General features: G+C 69.8%; 13 protein-coding genes. 6 read left to right on the top strand and 7 right to left on the bottom strand.

Annotated elements, in window-relative coordinates; all coding sequences use genetic code 11:
• Window positions 1-347: hypothetical protein (locus ACFWF3_RS04680; protein WP_379312437.1), on the top strand; the 347-nt coding region annotated here is incomplete at its 5' end.
• A 130-nt stretch (window positions 348-477) separates the two neighbouring features.
• Here ACFWF3_RS04680 and ACFWF3_RS04675 read toward each other — a convergent pair.
• The 5 genes from ACFWF3_RS04675 to ACFWF3_RS04655 all read right to left on the bottom strand — a co-directional run bounded on the left by ACFWF3_RS04675 (window position 478) and on the right by ACFWF3_RS04655 (window position 7,925).
• Window positions 478-1,332: an acyl-CoA thioesterase domain-containing protein gene (locus ACFWF3_RS04675; RefSeq protein ID WP_379312436.1), complete on the bottom strand. Its 855-nt coding sequence runs from the start codon at window positions 1,330-1,332 to the stop codon at window positions 478-480.
• 91 nt (window positions 1,333-1,423) lie between these two features.
• Complete coding sequence (gene cobN, locus ACFWF3_RS04670; protein ID WP_379312435.1) at window positions 1,424-5,086, bottom strand: cobaltochelatase subunit CobN; 3,663 nt, start codon at window positions 5,084-5,086, stop codon at window positions 1,424-1,426.
• 272 nt (window positions 5,087-5,358) lie between these two features.
• The gene (locus ACFWF3_RS04665) at window positions 5,359-5,841 is read right to left on the bottom strand and encodes a hypothetical protein (RefSeq protein WP_379312434.1); all 483 of its coding nucleotides are present in this window, start codon (window positions 5,839-5,841) and stop codon (window positions 5,359-5,361) included.
• The gene (locus tag ACFWF3_RS04660; protein ID WP_379312433.1) at window positions 5,838-7,217 is read right to left on the bottom strand and encodes a MerR family transcriptional regulator; all 1,380 of its coding nucleotides are present in this window, start codon (window positions 7,215-7,217) and stop codon (window positions 5,838-5,840) included. The genes ACFWF3_RS04665 and ACFWF3_RS04660 overlap by 4 nt, the downstream gene beginning before the upstream one ends.
• A 33-nt stretch (window positions 7,218-7,250) precedes the next feature.
• Window positions 7,251-7,925 carry a hypothetical protein gene (locus ACFWF3_RS04655; RefSeq protein WP_378988003.1) on the bottom strand — a complete coding sequence of 225 codons (675 nt, stop codon included), beginning with the start codon at window positions 7,923-7,925 and terminating at the stop codon, window positions 7,251-7,253.
• A gap of 204 nt (window positions 7,926-8,129) precedes the next feature.
• On the opposite strand from ACFWF3_RS04655, the gene cobG reads away from it, so the two are divergent.
• The gene (gene cobG / locus ACFWF3_RS04650; RefSeq protein ID WP_379312432.1) at window positions 8,130-9,419 is read left to right on the top strand and encodes a precorrin-3B synthase; all 1,290 of its coding nucleotides are present in this window, start codon (window positions 8,130-8,132) and stop codon (window positions 9,417-9,419) included.
• Window positions 9,420-9,500: 81 nt separating this feature from the next.
• A complete protein-coding gene (locus ACFWF3_RS04645; RefSeq protein WP_379312431.1) occupies window positions 9,501-10,592 on the top strand; it encodes an RNA ligase (ATP) in 1,092 nt (363 codons plus the stop codon).
• A gap of 97 nt (window positions 10,593-10,689) precedes the next feature.
• Here the strand turns inward: ACFWF3_RS04645 and ACFWF3_RS04640 are convergent, their stop codons facing one another.
• Both ACFWF3_RS04640 and ddaH read right to left on the bottom strand, forming a co-directional pair.
• Window positions 10,690-11,898, bottom strand: a complete 1,209-nt coding sequence (locus ACFWF3_RS04640) for a low temperature requirement protein A (protein ID WP_379312430.1) — start codon at window positions 11,896-11,898, stop codon at window positions 10,690-10,692.
• A gap of 35 nt (window positions 11,899-11,933) precedes the next feature.
• Complete coding sequence (gene ddaH, locus ACFWF3_RS04635) at window positions 11,934-12,797, bottom strand: dimethylargininase (protein WP_378988013.1); 864 nt, start codon at window positions 12,795-12,797, stop codon at window positions 11,934-11,936.
• Between the two features lie 95 nt (window positions 12,798-12,892).
• Between ddaH and ACFWF3_RS04630 the strand changes: the two genes are divergently transcribed.
• The 3 genes from ACFWF3_RS04630 to ACFWF3_RS04620 form a co-directional block, all read left to right on the top strand.
• Window positions 12,893-13,366, top strand: a complete 474-nt coding sequence (locus ACFWF3_RS04630) for an Lrp/AsnC family transcriptional regulator (RefSeq protein ID WP_379312429.1) — start codon at window positions 12,893-12,895, stop codon at window positions 13,364-13,366.
• Between the two features lie 43 nt (window positions 13,367-13,409).
• Window positions 13,410-14,045 (top strand): precorrin-8X methylmutase, encoded by a 636-nt coding sequence (locus tag ACFWF3_RS04625; RefSeq protein ID WP_378988017.1) that lies wholly within the window; start codon window positions 13,410-13,412, stop codon window positions 14,043-14,045.
• A gap of 5 nt (window positions 14,046-14,050) precedes the next feature.
• A partial coding sequence (locus ACFWF3_RS04620) for a precorrin-2 C(20)-methyltransferase (RefSeq protein WP_379312438.1) occupies window positions 14,051-15,440 on the top strand: 1,390 nt, incomplete at its 3' end.

The following is a 15,440-nucleotide window of genomic DNA, read 5'->3' as shown; positions in this document are numbered from 1 at the left end:
CCGAGGGCCCGATCGAATTCACCTTCCACAACGGTTCGACCCTGCTCTTCGACGCCGGCGTCGACGGTGCGGAACTGCGCATCGGCGGCGCACCGTGGCGCGACCCGTTCGAGCCGCTGGTCGACCCGGTGAACATCGAATACGTCGCCAACTCCGGCAAGTACACCGCCTTCGACGTCACCGACGAGTCACCCTACGACGAGCTCGCGGGCCGCCGCGTCGACGCGGTCTCGGTCGTACCACTGGCCGACGGCCGCCCCCGCGCGGCGACCCTCTACCTGGGCACCGGCATGGTGAAGGCCGAGTCGATCGCCGACGAACTCATCGTGACCCTGATCTCCGCATAGCCGGCGGCGCTGGTGGCGCAGGCGCTGGTGCTGTCGCCGGTTCCCGTCGCCCGGTCGATCACGCTGGGCTACCTGCTCGCCACCACGGCGACCGGCCCGATCCTGTGTGCGGCGACGGTCGCGGCGGCGTTCACCGGACTTGCGGCTGCCCGAGCGCGTCCGCCGCGAACGACTCCGACAGCTCGTCGATGACATCGCCGCGGATCTGCCTGCGTTCGTTGGCCAGCGCGGTCGTCGTGCAGATGCCGAACGCGCCGCGCTCGTCGTAGAGCACCGCCGCGCCCGCCGCGATCCCGTCGTCGCTGAGGTGGCTCTCCGCCTCGAGGCCCATTTCGTCACCGACGGGCATGCGCGAGAACGTGATCGACACATCGGTGTTGATGAAACCGATGCCCTCGGTGCCCCAGTTGGTGACCAGGCTGGTCTGCTCGCCGGTCATCGCCGCGTAGCAGAACGGCGACGACGGCTCCCCCGCGACGACCGGAATATTGCGCACCCACTTGCGTTTGCGGGCGTCGTTCTGATGTTCGGTCATATTCATCGACCACCCCTGCCCGTCACTGCCGAACAGGTGCATCGTCTGGTCGATGGTGGCCAGCGCACTCGGGGGCGGCAGCGGCCGATCCCGGTCCGGGCGCCACACCTCGCCCGGCGGCTGGGTCGAACGCTTCAGCAGGAGCGCGCTGCCACGGGCGACGATCTCGCCGTCGGCACGCACGACGATGCTCACCGAGCGGACCCGGTTGCCGTCGCGCACCAGTTCGCTGGCGATGGTCAGCGGCACGGCGGGCACCGGACGGTGCAGGTCGACGGTCAGTCGCGCCGGGGCGAACCCGCCGGTGCAGTACCCCGCCTCCACCTCGCGCGCCATCAACCCGCACACCGGCGGCCCGGACAGCGTGCTGGGCGCCCACAGGCTCAGCGAGTACCGCATCGGCGTGTAGACGCCGTCCGCGTGCGTGAAATAGCCAGTGGAGGTACTCATCGTGCCCCTTTCCTCCGCGGGCGCCGGGCGGGATCGCCACGGCGCACCATGCCTCACACTAGAACGTGTTGCAGTTTTGCGGCAAGTGCGGTCACTCCAGCTCACCCTCGGTTTCCAGGTAGACCTGCCGCAGTTTGTCCAGGGTCTCCTGCTCGGGGTGCTCCCACAGCTTGCGCTCGGCGGCCTCCAGGAGCCGTTCGGCGATGCCGTGCAGGGCCCACGGGTTGGACTGCTCCATGAACTTGCGGTTCACGTCGTCGAACACATAACTCTCGGAGAGCTTCTCGTACATCCAGTCGGCGACGACGTTGGTGGTGGCGTCGTAGCCGAACAGGTAGTCGACGGTGGCCGCCATTTCGAAGGCGCCCTTGTACCCGTGCCTGCGCATCGCCTCGAGCCAGCGCGGGTTCACCACGCGGGCACGGAACACGCGAGCGGTCTCCTCCGAGAGCGTGCGGGTGCGCACGGCATCGGGACGGGTCGAGTCGCCGATGTAGGCCTCGGGATTCTTGCCGGTCAGCGCGCGCACGGTCGCGACCATGCCGCCGTGGTACTGGAAGTAGTCGTCGGAGTCGGCGATGTCGTGTTCGCGGGTGTCGGTGTTCTTGGCGGCGACCGCGATGCGCTTGTAGGCGGTGCGCATGTCGTCGGCGGCGGGGGCGCCGTCGAGGTCGCGGCCGTAGGCGTAACCACCCCAGGTGGTGTAGACCTGCGCGAGGTCGTCGTCGGTGCGCCAGCTCTTGGAATCGATGAGCTGGAGCAGGCCCGCACCGTAGGTGCCGGGCTTGGACCCGAAGATGCGCGTGGTGGCGCGCCGGGTGTCACCGTGCTCGGCGAGGTCCGATTGCGCGTGTGCGCGAATGTAATTCGACTCGGCGGGCTCGTCGAGATCGGCGACGAGGCGGACCGCGTCGTCGAGCAGCGCCAGCACGTGCGGGAAGGCGTCGCGGAAGAACCCGGAGATGCGAACCGTGACGTCGATGCGCGGGCGCCCGAGTTCTTCGAGTTCGATCACCGCGAGCGAGGTGACGCGGCGGCTCGCCTCGTCCCACACCGGCCGGACGCCGAGCAGCGCGAACACTTCGGCGATGTCGTCGCCGGAGGTGCGCATGGCCGAGGTGCCCCACACCGACAACCCGACCGACTTCGGGTACTCGCCGTGGTCGGCAAGGTAGCGGGCCAGCAGCGATTCCGCCATCGCCTGACCGGTTTCCCAAGCCAACCGCGACGGGACAGCCTTGGGGTCGACCGAGTAGAAGTTGCGACCGGTCGGCAGCACGTTGATCAGACCACGCAGCGGGGAACCGCTGGGGCCCGCCGGAACGAACCCGCCGTTGAGCGCATGCAGCACACGCGGGATCTCGATGCTGGTCTCACGCAGGCGCGGCACGACCTCGGTGGCGGCGAACCGCAAGATGGTGGCGACCTGGTCCAGCCGCTCGGCGTCGGCGACCACCACGGCGAGGTTCGTGCTCGACGCTGCGGCGCGGTGCCCGTCCAGGATCGCGGTCTCGAAGTCCGCGACCAGCTGCTCGACCGCGTCGACCGACCAGTCCGTCGCCTGCAACGCACCGAGCAGTTCGCGAGCACGGGCCTCGACCACATCCACGCGAACGCGGGCCTCGTCGCCGGATTCACTGAGCCCCAGCGCCTCTCGCAGGCCCGGCACATTCTGCTCGCCGCCCCACAGCTGACGGGCACGCAGCATGGCCAGCACCAGGTCGAGTTCCGTCTCCCCCTCGGGAGCCTGGCTCAGGATGTGCAGACCGTCGCGGATCTGGACGTCCTTGATCTCGCACAGCCAGCCGTCGACGTGCAGGAGCATGTCGTCGAAGACGTCCTCTTCGGGGCGTTCGGCGAGGCCGAGGTCGTGGTCCATCTTCGCCGCGCGCATCAGCGTCCAGATCTGCTGACGGATGGCGGGCAGTTTGGCCGGATCCAGGGCGGAGATGTTGGCGTGCTCGTCGAGCAGCTGCTCCAGACGGGAGATGTCGCCATAGGTCTCGGCGCGCGCCATCGGCGGGATCAGATGGTCGACGAGGGTGGCGTGCGCACGACGCTTGGCCTGGGTGCCCTCGCCGGGGTCGTTGACCAGGAACGGGTAGATCAGCGGCAGATCACCCAGCGCCGCGTCGGTACCGCAGGAGGCGGACATGCCGAGGGTCTTGCCGGGCAGCCACTCCAGGTTGCCGTGCTTGCCCAGGTGCACCATCGCGTCGGCGCCGAAACCGTCGGGCGCGGACAGCCAGCGGTAGGCGGCGAGATAGTGGTGACTCGGCGCCAGATCGGGATCGTGGTAGATCGCGACGGGGTTCTCCCCGAACCCGCGAGGCGGCTGCACCATCAGCACCACATTGCCGAAACGCAGTGCGGCGATGACGATCTCGCCCTGGGGATCGGCCGACCGGTCGACGTAGAGTTCGCCGGGCGGCGGCCCCCACGCCTCGACGACGGCCTCGCGCAGGTCCTCGGGCAGCGACTCGAACCAGCGGGTGTAGGTGGCGGCGCCGATGCGAATCGGGTTGCCCTCCAGTTGTTCCGCGCTCAACCACTCCGGGTCCTGACCACCCGCGGCGATCAGGGCGTGGATCAGCGCGTCGCCGTCCCGTTCCACCAGACCGGGGATCTCGTCGATATCGCCGAGATCATAACCGGCGGAACGCAGTTCGGTGAGCAGGCGGATCGCGCTGGCCGGGGTGTCGAGACCGACGGCATTGCCGATGCGGGCGTGCTTGGTCGGATACGCCGAGAGCATGATCGCGATCCGCTTGTCCGCGGCCGGGATGTGACGCAGGCGGGCGTGCCGTACGGCGATCCCTGCCACGCGGGCACACCGTTCGGCGTCGGGAACATAGGCGGACAGACCGTCGGCGTCGAACTCCTTGAAGGAGAACGGCACCGTGATGATGCGGCCGTCGAATTCGGGCACCGCGACCTGGGTCGCGACATCGAGCGGCGACAGGCCGTCGTCGTTGGCTTCCCATTGCGCGCGCCCGCTGGTCAGGCACAGGCCCTGCAGGATCGGCACGTCCAGCGCGGCGAGCGCGGCCACATCCCAGGCTTCGTCGTCACCGCCGGCCGAGGCGGTCGCGGGCTTGCTGCCACCCGCCGCGAGGACGGTCACCACGAGGGCGTCGGCGCGACCGAGCAGGGTGAGGAGTTCGGGTTCGGCGGTGCGCAGCGAGGCCGCGTAGACCGGGAGCGGGCGAGCGCCTTTGGCCTCGATCGCCTTGCACAGCGCCTCGATGTAGGCGGTGTTGCCCGCGAGATGCTGGGCGCGGTAGTAGACCACGGCGACCGTCGGGGCGTGCGGTTCGAGGATCCGCGAGGACCGGTCGAGCTCGCCCCAGGTGGGCAGCTGCGCGGGCGGTTCGAAACCGTGCCCGGTCAGCAACACCGTGTCGGACAGGAAGTTGTGCAGCTGCAGCAGGTTCTCGGCGCCGCCCGCGGCGAGGTAGTTGTGCGCGTCGGCCGCGACACCGACCGGCACCGTCGAGCATTCCATCAGCTCGGCGTCGGGTGCGATCTCGCCACCCAGCGCCACCATCGGCACGCCACTCGCCCGGATCGCGTCGAGGCCCTCTTCCCAGGCGCGCTTGCCACCGAGGATTCGCACGATCACCAGATCAGCGCCGTCGAGCAGTTCCGGCAGATCCTCCACGAGCAGCCGCGCGGGATTGCCCCAGCGGTACTCGGCGCCGCTCGCGCGGGCGCTCAGCAGGTCGGTGTCGGAGGTGGACAGCAGCAGGATCACAGGGTGAGACCTTCCTCGGGTTACGCGCCCATCGGGGTATGCGGTGCTCGCCGGGGAGGGTCTGGCTGTTCACAGTGGCGCGACCGCACCGGATTTCCACCGGTTTCCTCGACGCCCGCCGAGCAAGACGATGCTACTGGGCCAGTCCCGCCCGCAACTTTCCAGCCCGCTCCCCGCCGCTGGACAATCGATCAGCAGGCGATGGCGCGAGGACTCCGCGCCACTGCCTGATGATCTCGATCCGCGAGGCGGTGCTCAGCCGGTCGCTGTCGTCAATGGGTGGGCCGCCGGATGGTGTCTTCGGCCGCGATGGACACGGCGAGCTCGGCGACGACATTGCGGATCAATGCGCCGTAGTCGTCGTCCGGGAGGATGTCGAGGCGTTCGCGGGCGGCGTCGAGGTGGCGGGTGGCGGCGGGGAACGCGCCGAGGCGGCGGAAGTTGTCGGCGAGATTGAGGTGCAGCGAGGGGTAGAAGCCGGCGACCTGGAGGCCCGCGTGGTGGTCGTTCAGGCGGGTGTCGGTGAGGGCGTCGGCGGCGTCGAGGGCGCGAACGTCCCAGACCAGGGCTTCGGCCGGGTCGTCGTAGACGTCGGCCAGGTAGTGAGCGAGGGTGCAGCGGTGCAGCGGGTCACCGGCGGGGCCCACCTCGGCCCAGACCTCGAGCAGCGTCGTGCGGGCACGTTCGGCGTCGCCGGTGCGGAAGTCGGTGACTCCCTGGGTGATTCGGTTCATGATCGGGTCAGCGGTGGTCATCGGGAGGTCTCCTCGGTGGGTTCGGGTCTGCACGGCATGGCCAGGGTCGACAGGTCGCCGTCGTCGGCGGAGCGGATCAGAACAGGCTGGTCGGGGGCGATGAGGTCGAGCATCACGTCGGGTCCGACGGCGGTGGCGACGGCCGGGTAGAGGGTGGTGACGGCGAAATGGATCGTCATGGCAGGGCCGGTGACTGTCGCCTGTGGGATGTGCCGCGCCGCACCCGGTTCCGCGCACGCGGCGGCCGCGGCGCTCGTACTCTCCTGCTCGACCGGACCGCCCGTCGAGGCGGAGCGTGTCGGTGAGGCGTGCGCCGTCCACGAGCCGGCGGCCGTCACGGATACGGAGCCGGAGTCGGTCGTGTGCAGGACCACCGTGGGCGAGTCGGCATGTTCCATGGCGTCGAGCAGCGCCGCACGAGTGAGCACGACGCGGGTCCGTACGGGGGCGAGCGCGGCCAGCATCGCTCGGTAGTCGGGGAAGTCGTGGGTCGATCGGCGGCAGCGGTATCGGGTGCCGTCGGGCTGGGCGGCGTGGCGCGTCGTCGGCTCACCGCCTCCGCCCGTGCGGTCTCGGTCGACTGAATCCGTTGTGGCCATGCGGAATTCGATGCTGTCGCGATGGGGGCGGATCGCGACCACGTGCCGGCGACGCAACCAGGACGCGGCCGCACGGAGGTCGTCGGCGTCCACCGTCGCGTCCCAGACCCCGGCACCGGCGCGGGTGGGGCGGACGGTGCGGGTCGCCAGGCGGTAGCGATCCGTCGCGGTGAGGATCAGCTGGTGCCCGTCGGTCTCGAACAGCATCGTGTCGAGTACCGCCAGATCCGGATCGGCGACCGTGGCCGTCGCGACCTGGTCGATCGCCGCCGCCAGCACCGGTCCGCGCACCCACACGTCGTCGCGCGTTCCCGGCAGACCTCGCTCCGACTCCGGGTTTCGCACGAGCGGTGATCGAGCACTGCCTCGATCACCGGTCGGCACCGAGACCTGGTCGCGATGCCCGCTCCCACCGAATGCGGACGCCGATCCGTGGGTGGCCACAAGGGCTCCGAGGGCGGCTGCGGCGGCGGCGCGGACCTCGCCCTGGTGCCGGTCCAGGTCGGCGAGGTGCGCGTCGAGGAGGACGAGCGCACGGGCGGGATCGGGTTCGGCGAGCAGGGCGGTCACCGCGGGCAGTGGCATGTCCATCGCGCGCAGGTGACGCAGGAGGCGGGCGGGAGCGGACTGTTCCGGGGCGTAGTAGCGGTAGCCGGTAACCCCGTCGACGACGGCGGGGGCGAGGATGCCGGCGTCCGCGTAGAAGCGCAGGGCACTGGCGCTCAGGCCGCATGCGCGGGCGAAGGCTCCGATGGTGATCAGCTCGGTGTCGGGCACCGGTTCATGATCGGGGTTCGAGTGAGTCGAAGGTCAAGTCGTCGGTCGGCCGGTGCCCGCGGCGACCATCTCCGGGGAACCCGTGCCGAGATTGCGGTACACGTTCGCGACCACCAGCTGACCGAGAGCGTTGTTGCCCACGCCACCGATCACCGCACCGATTCCCGCCGGAATCAGGGTGCCGAACAGCAGCAGTGTGCGTTTGACCAGGTAGTTGACGATGAACCGTTTGGCAGGGGAATCGGGCATGCTCGCCAGACCGGGGATGTGGTCGGTGACGACCGAGAGCCACTGGCCCGTCTTGTGGCCCGCGGTCTCGTCGAGCACCTTGGTGCCCGCGTCGCCGAGCACGACCTTCGACACCAGGTGCGCTTGCCGCGAGTCGTCGGGTTCGAGGCCGTACGCCGCGGCGGCGCCGACGGACAGCACCGACGACGCCTCGAGGAACACGAGGGTGTCCACTCCGGTCGCGGCCAGACCGAGCACCGTGCCCACCCCGGGCACCGCGGCGGTGAGCCCCACTGTGACGCCGCTGGCGGTGACGACCACCAGATACTGGCGCGAGAGCCGCTGCACGATCTCCACCGGCGCGTCCTGCGGGTGCCTGCGGCCCAGCCAGTCGACGTAGCGGTGCACCACCGGCGCCTGGGCCTGCGCGACCCTGTCGAGCGCGGGAACGACACGCTTGTCCACGAATTCACGCAGCATGCGGCGACTCTCCTGTCAGTACTCGGCTGGCGAAGGATCCGCCACTCACCCTAGCGACTACCCGCGAATCGCCCCGTCACGCGAGAGGGCCCCGTCACATCCGCCGGACCGCGCGGGCGGGCGACCTCGCCGCTGGGCGGAGCGGGCAGCGGCCCCGCACGGTGCGGTACGGGCCATAGCGGGTGCGTCGTAGGCTTGAGCATCATGACCAGGAGCGCGCCCGATTCTTGCCCAGGGGTTCTGCGGTTGCATCACGCTGCCGACGGGCCGTTGGCGCGGATCCGCGTGCCGGGCGGGCGGTTGACATCGGCGCAGCTGCAGGCATTGGCCGACGCTGCGCGTGACCTGGGCAACGGGAACCTCGAGCTGACCTCGCGGGGAAATATTCAGCTGCGGCAGGTCCGGGACGCCTCCGAACTCGCGCAACGGCTGGGTGCGGCGGGTCTGCTGCCCAGTGAGACCCACGAGCGGGTGCGCAATATCGTGGCTTCACCGCTGTCCGGGCGAGTCGGCGGGTTCGCGGACGTGCACGGGCTCGCGATCGACCTCGACGCCGGATTGCGCGGCGATCCACAGCTGGCGCAGCTGCCGGGGCGCGTGCTGTTCACCCTCGACGACGGACGCGGTGATGTGAGCACGCTGCGCGGTGACATCGGCGTTCAGGCGGTGGGCGCCGACGAGTTCGCACTGCTGCTGGCGGGCTCCGACACCGGGCTTCGGGTCACCGCGGGCGACGCGGTCGACGTGATGCTCGACGCGGCGCGCGGCTTTCTCGATCTGCGGGGGACCAGCGAGTCGGGGCAGTGGCGGTTGCACGAGATTGCGGGCGGGGTCGAATCGGTGGTCGAGACGCTCGACCGCTCGCCCGTCGGCGAACCGCTCGAACTCGGTGCGACACACGCTGTTCCGATCGGCTGGCTCGATCAGGAGGACGGCCTCGTCACGCTCGGCGCCGGGGTGCCGCTTGGCACGTTGTCGGCCAGGACGACCGAATTCCTCGCCGCTGTCGAACGGCCCGTCTTCGTCACCCCCTGGCGCAGCCTGGTGATCACCGACCTCGACGAGGGACCGGCCGAAACCGTGGTGCGGGTACTGGCGCCGATGGGCCTGATCTTCGATGCGAATTCGCCGTGGTTGCAGGTCAGCGCGTGTGCCGGACGCCCCGGCTGCGCGAAATCGCGCACCGATGTTCGCGCCGACCTGGCCGCCGCCGTCGAATCCGATCGGGTCCTGCCCGAGGCGGCCGGACTCGACGAGCCGACCGAGCACACCGCCACCTCGGCCGATCCCGAGAACGGTACCGCGACTGCAGCTTTCGAGCAGCGCAGGCCCACGATGGAACTCGTCGCGGCCGAATCCGTCACCGTCGCGGGTCGCCAGCACTGGTCGGGGTGCGATCGGCGCTGCGGTCGCCCACGCGGTCCCGTGACCGATGTCGTCGCCACCGATCACGGCTATCGCGTCGACACCGACGACGCGACCACCACGCCCTGACCTCACGACGGCCGAGCGAAACTCGATCGACGGTCGCGGGATCGTTTCGTACCCTTGCCTTCTCACTACGAGGGGGTTCCCATGTCCACACTGCGGGTGACAGCCGAGCGGCTCGTCGTCGTACCACATCCGAATGCCGATCGGCTCGAACTGGCCCAGGTAGGGCTGTACCGGGCCGTGGTCGCCAAGGGTCAGTTCACGACGGGTGATCACGCGATCTACATTCCGGAACAGTCGGTGCTGCCCGGCGAGCTGATCGCCGAGCTGGGCCTGACCGGGAAACTCGCGGGCTCGCTGCGTAATCGGGTGAAGGCGGTGCGGCTGCGCGGCGAGGTGTCGCAGGGCATCGTGTGCACCCCGGCCGCGCTGGACGGAGTGGATCTCGCGGCGGCCGCGCTCGCGCGGACCGACTTCGCAGAGTCGCTCGGGATCGTGAAATGGGTTCCGCCGGTACCGGTCTCGATGTCGGGCCAGGTCGAGCCGGCGCCGGATCTGCTGCGGTGGGTCGACGTCGAGAACATCAAGCGGTTTCCCGGCATCTTCACGCCCGGAGAGCCGGTGGTGGCGACCGAGAAGATCCACGGCACCGCCTGCCTGCTCACCCATGTGCGTGACGGCGACCGAATTCTGGTGTCGTCCAAGGGGGTCGGTGGCCGGTCGCTGTCGCTGACCGAGGCCGACGGCAACCTGTACTGGCGCGCGATCCGTGCCCACGGGCTCGACGAGACCGCTCGCAAACTCGCCGCCGCGCTCGACGCCGACCGCATCGGCCTGTTCGGCGAGGTGTACGGCGCGGGCGTGCAGGACCTGCACTACGGCGCGTCCGCCGCGCACGACGAGTCGCTCGGCTTCGGGCTGTTCGACATCGCGGTGGACACCGGCGCGGCGCCTGTCCGCTGGCTCGACCATCACGAGATCAGTACCCTGCTCGACGATCTCGGCCTCACCGTCTCGCGCGTGCCGGTCCTCTACGAGGGCGCCTACGACGCGGAGTTGCTCATAGAGCTGGCCGAGGGCACCGAAACCGTCAGCGGCGCGGGAACCAACATCCGCGAGGGCTTGGTGGTGCGGCCTGCCACCGAACGCCAGTCCCCGATTCTCGGTGGCCGGGCGATCGGCAAGATCGTCTCCGCCGCGTACCTGCTGCGCGATGGCGGTACCGAGTACGAGTGAACCACCGCGCTACGCGTGCACTGCCCGTCTCCGATCCGATGTCGCATCGATCACGGGAAAGTGCACGCGTAGCACGGCATTCAGCAGATCCAGGTCGCTACACGGGACGCGCTGAGCGCACTGTCTCCGAGACCACCGCCGCGGCGAGAGTGCCCATCACGCCGAGCACCAACCACACCCCGCCGATGTGCGGCGCCGCCCCACCGAGCGCGAGCGCGACCACCAGGCACGGCACCGGCCACCGCAGCAACCACCGTGCCCCGGCGCTGCGCACCCCACCGAGGCCGCACACCAGGAAGAAGGCTGCGGCACCACCACCGAGCACCCAGCCGAGCCCGACGGACAGATGACCCGACGGGTGCGCCGCGACCAGACCCAACCCCGCGGCGACGGTCGCGATCGCACCACTGATCGCGCAGTGGACCGCCATCACCCGCTGATAGGGCATACCGACAGCGCCCGGCGACTGCCCCATCAGGCGCGGCACGAACCCGTAGCGCAAGGTCAGCGCCCACATCGCGATCAGGCACAGGAACGATCCCGCCCCGATGACGCATACCGCGACGGTCCACTCCTCCGCCGACACCGCCGCGATCACCGAGATCACCCCTTCACCCAGCACGATGATCAGATACTGGCCGAGCCGTTCCCCCAGGTGCGGCGCATCGGCGTGCAGCGCTTGCAGTTTCGGTGGCGTGATCTCGCGCGAGCGTCGACCCGGCCCGCCGCGTGGCGGCCCACCGCCGCCGCGGCGCAACCGGGCCCGCACCCGCCGTTCGGCATCGACCATCAGCCGTTCCGAGTCGATGGCGAACATGATCCACAGGTCGATCGCGAGCCCCACCGCCCACAGCACGAACTTCCACGGTGCGGGCACCCACAGCGACACCAGCCAGGGCACGGTGCCCGCGCCGATCTGCGCGATCGGCCAGTCCACCACGATCTGGCCACGCTGCCACGCCGACGACGACGCCACCCGCACCAGTACATAGATCGCGGCGAAGACGTTCATGTGCTCGTCGGGGGCACCGTCGACCGCGGCCATCATCACGCACAGACCGAACATGCACCCGAACACCATCGTGGTGCGCGCCTGCTCGCCCGCGACGTTGCTGTACACGGTGACACAGGCCCACACCACCCAGAAGGCCAGATACAGCACCACATACAGCCCGAATTCACCCAGCGAGGGGCCGCGGTGCAACAGGTGGGTGAGCTGGCCGATACCCGCCACGGCGACCAGGTCGAAGAACAGCTCGGTCCAGCTCGCGCGCCGCTCCTCGGTGCTGTGCTCGGGGTGTGCCATCGGCCCAGTATGTGGGCGGTGGCGGTGGGGTCCGGCTAGCCCACGGCCGTGTCGCGGCGGGTGTGCAGCTCGAGCACGCAGCACTTCACGCCGCCGCCGCCCTTACGCAGTTCGGACAGATCCAGCGCCACGGGGACGAATCCCCGCGCCCGCAGCTGCGCGATGAGACCGGTGGCGCCGGGGTCGAGGAAGACGTGTTCGCCGTCGCTGAGCCCGTTCAAGCCGAAGCAGAGCGCGTCGTTGTCGTCGGCGAGGATCGCGTCGGGGTAGAGGGCGGTCAGCACCTCGCGAGCGGCCGGGCTGAACGCGGCCGGGTAGTAGGCCACGGTGGTGTCGTCGAGGACCATCAGCGCGGTGTCGAGGTGATAGAAGCGCGGGTCGACCAGCTCGAGCGACACCACCGGCACATCGAAGTACCGTTCCACCTCCGCGTGCGCCGACAGCGAACAGCGGAACCCGACACCGGCCAGAATCCGCCGCCCGGCGAACGCGAAATCGCCCTCCCCCTCGTTGGTTTCGGCCGCGGCGGCCAGCTCACGCAGTTCCCGGGCCGCGAACCACCGATGGAAGGCGGGTCCCTCGGCGGCGCGTTCGGGGTGGGCGAACCGGGCCGAGAGCGCGTGTCCACCGATCACGATGCCGCTGTTCGCGGCGAAGACCATATCCGGCAGACCGGGTTCGCCGGGCACCGTTTCCACGGTGTGCCCGTGTGCTTCCAGGGTCGCGCGCAAGATCTCCCACTGGGCGAGCGCGCGCGCCCGATCGACCGGAGCGGCCGGATCCATCCACGGATTGATCGCGTAGGTGACCTCGAAATGGTCGGGGCGGCACAGCACATAACGGCGCGGGGAGGCGGTCCGCGCGGGTGCTGAGACACGAAGGGGGCTAGCGGCGGTCATCAGGACTCCTGGTGGCAGCGCGGACGGTTTCACCGACCGTAATCGCCGTTCCATTGCGTCCGGAACACCGATTCGTTGTGTATCTCGATGTAAGAATGGGGAATCATTGCGAACCACAGCGAAGGAGCGACGTGGACGATATCGATCGGCGCATTCTCGCGGAGCTGCTCGTCCACGCCCGCGCCTCGTTCCAGGAGATCGGTTCGGTGGTCGGGTTGTCCGCGCCCGCGGTGAAGCGGCGGGTGGACAAGATGGTCGCGAGCGGACAGATCACCGGGTTCACCGCGCAGGTCAACCCGGCCGCGCTGGGCTGGAAAACCGAGGCCTACGTCGAGGTCTACTACCGCGACAACATCTCCCCGGCCGAGCTGCGCCGCACCCTCGAACCGATTCCACAGGTCGTCGGAGTGTGGACGATCGCGGGTGAGGCCGACGCGCTCGTGCACGTGATGGCCACCGATATGGCCGAGATCGAGGTGACGGTCGAGCGGATCAGGGAGAACGCGCGCGTCGGGCGCACCCGCAGCTCGCTGGTGATGTCGCGCATTCTCGAACGCCCCCGCACCTGAGCCGCCGGACACCACGTCAGACCCAGGTTCTAGGGTTGTCGCCATGTCCGACGTGCGTGCCAGCTACCTCACCGACGGGGCCGAGATCTATCGGCGCTCGTTCGCGACGATCCGCGCCGAGGCGGATCTCGCCGGTTTTCCCGCCGATGTGGAACGGGTGGCGGTGCGGATGATCCACGGCTGCGGGCAGGTCGACCTGGCCCCCGACATCGCCTTCTCCGCCGGGGTGGTCGCCGCCGCGCGCGCCGCGCTGCACGCAGGAAAGCCGATCATCTGCGATGCCAATATGGTCGCCTCGGGGGTGACCCGCAAGCGACTGCCCGCCGACAACGCGGTGCTGTGCAACCTCACCGACCCGCGCGTGCCCGAACTCGCCGCGCGACTGGGCAATACACGCTCGGTGGCGGCGCTGGAGCTGCTGCGCGACCAGCTCGACGGCGCGGTGGTGGCCATCGGCAACGCACCGACCGCGCTGTTCCACCTGCTCGACATGCTCGACTCCGGTGCGCCGCGACCCGCGGCGATCATCGGCATCCCGGTCGGGTTCATCGGTGCCGCCGAATCCAAGCAGGCGCTGATCGACTTCGGCGGGATCGAGTATCTGACCGTCCGTGGCAGGCGCGGCGGCAGCGCGATCACCGCGTCGGCACTGAATGCGATTGCGAGCGAACAGGAGTGAGTGAGATCAGCACCGGCAAACTGTGGGGTATCGGCCTCGGTCCCGGCGACCCGGAACTGGTGACAGTGAAGGCCGCCCGGCTCATCGCCGAAGCCGATGTGGTCGCGTTCCACAGCGCCAAGCACGGCCGCAGCATCTCCCGCGCCATCGCGGAGCCGTATCTGCGCACCGGGCAGATCGAGGAGCACCTGGTCTACCCGGTGACCGTGGAGACCACCGACCATCCCGGCGGATACCAGGGCGCGATCGACGAATTCTACGAGCAGGCGGCCGCGCGGCTGGCCACCCATCTGGCCGCAGGGCGCACCGTCGCGTTGCTCGCCGCCGGTGATCCGCTGTTCTACTCCTCCTACATGCACATGCACCGGCGGCTGGCCGATCGATTCGAGGCCGAGATCATCCCCGGCATCACCTCGGTGAGCGCGGCCTCCGCGGCGCTGGGAACTCCACTGGTGGAGGGTGAGCAAGTGCTGACGGTGCTGCCCGGCACCATGCCCGTCGAGGAGCTGACCGAGCGGCTGCGCGAGACCGACGCCGCCGCGATCATGAAGCTGGGGCGCACGTTTCCCGGAGTACGCCAGGCACTCTCGGATTCCGGCCGGTTGGCCGACGCGTACTACGTCGAGCGCGCGAGCAGCACTCGTCAGCGAGTGCTCGCCGCGGCCGACGTCGACGAGGCCGACGTGCCGTACTTCTCGATCACCCTGGTCCCGGGTCCGACGCCGACCACCGTGATCCCCGCGCGCGGCGCTTCCGTCCGTCAGCCCACCGCCGCCGACGACCGCACAGGCACCGTGGCTGCGGCGCCTGGCCGTCCGGACATCTCGCCGGATGAATCAGCGGAGGCGCCGGGCGAAGTCGTCGTCGTCGGTCTGGGGCCCGGCGACGCGGACTGGACGACGCCGCAGGTCACTGCCGCGTTGGCGGAGGCGACGGACCTCGTCGGGTACACCACCTACATCAATCGCGTCCCCGAGCGGGCGGGTCAGCGACGGCACGCCAGCGACAACAAAGTCGAATCCGAGCGCGCCGCGATGGCACTGGACCTGGCCAAGCGGGGCGCGCGCGTCGCGGTGGTGTCCTCGGGCGATCCCGGCGTTTTCGCGATGGCGGCCGCCGTTCTCGAGGTGTCGGCCGAACCGCAGTTCCAGGATGTCCCGGTGCGGGTGCTGCCCGGCCTGACGGCCGCCAACGCGGTGGCCAGCCGGGTCGGCGCACCGCTCGGGCACGACTACGCGATGATCTCGCTGTCGGATCGGCTCAAGCCGTGGGAGGTCGTCGCACAACGCCTTTCGGCGGTCGCGGCGGCCGATATGGCCATCGCGATCTACAACCCGGCCTCGTCGCAGCGCCGCTGGCAGGTCGGCGCCATGCGCGAGGTCCTGCTCGAACACC

The sequence above is a fragment of the Nocardia sp. NPDC060220 genome (assembly GCF_042727815.1).
In the GTDB taxonomy this organism is placed as follows: domain Bacteria; phylum Actinomycetota; class Actinomycetes; order Mycobacteriales; family Mycobacteriaceae; genus Nocardia.
Note: the sequence above shows the minus strand (reverse complement) of the source record. Positions and strands in the feature narration are given on the sequence as shown.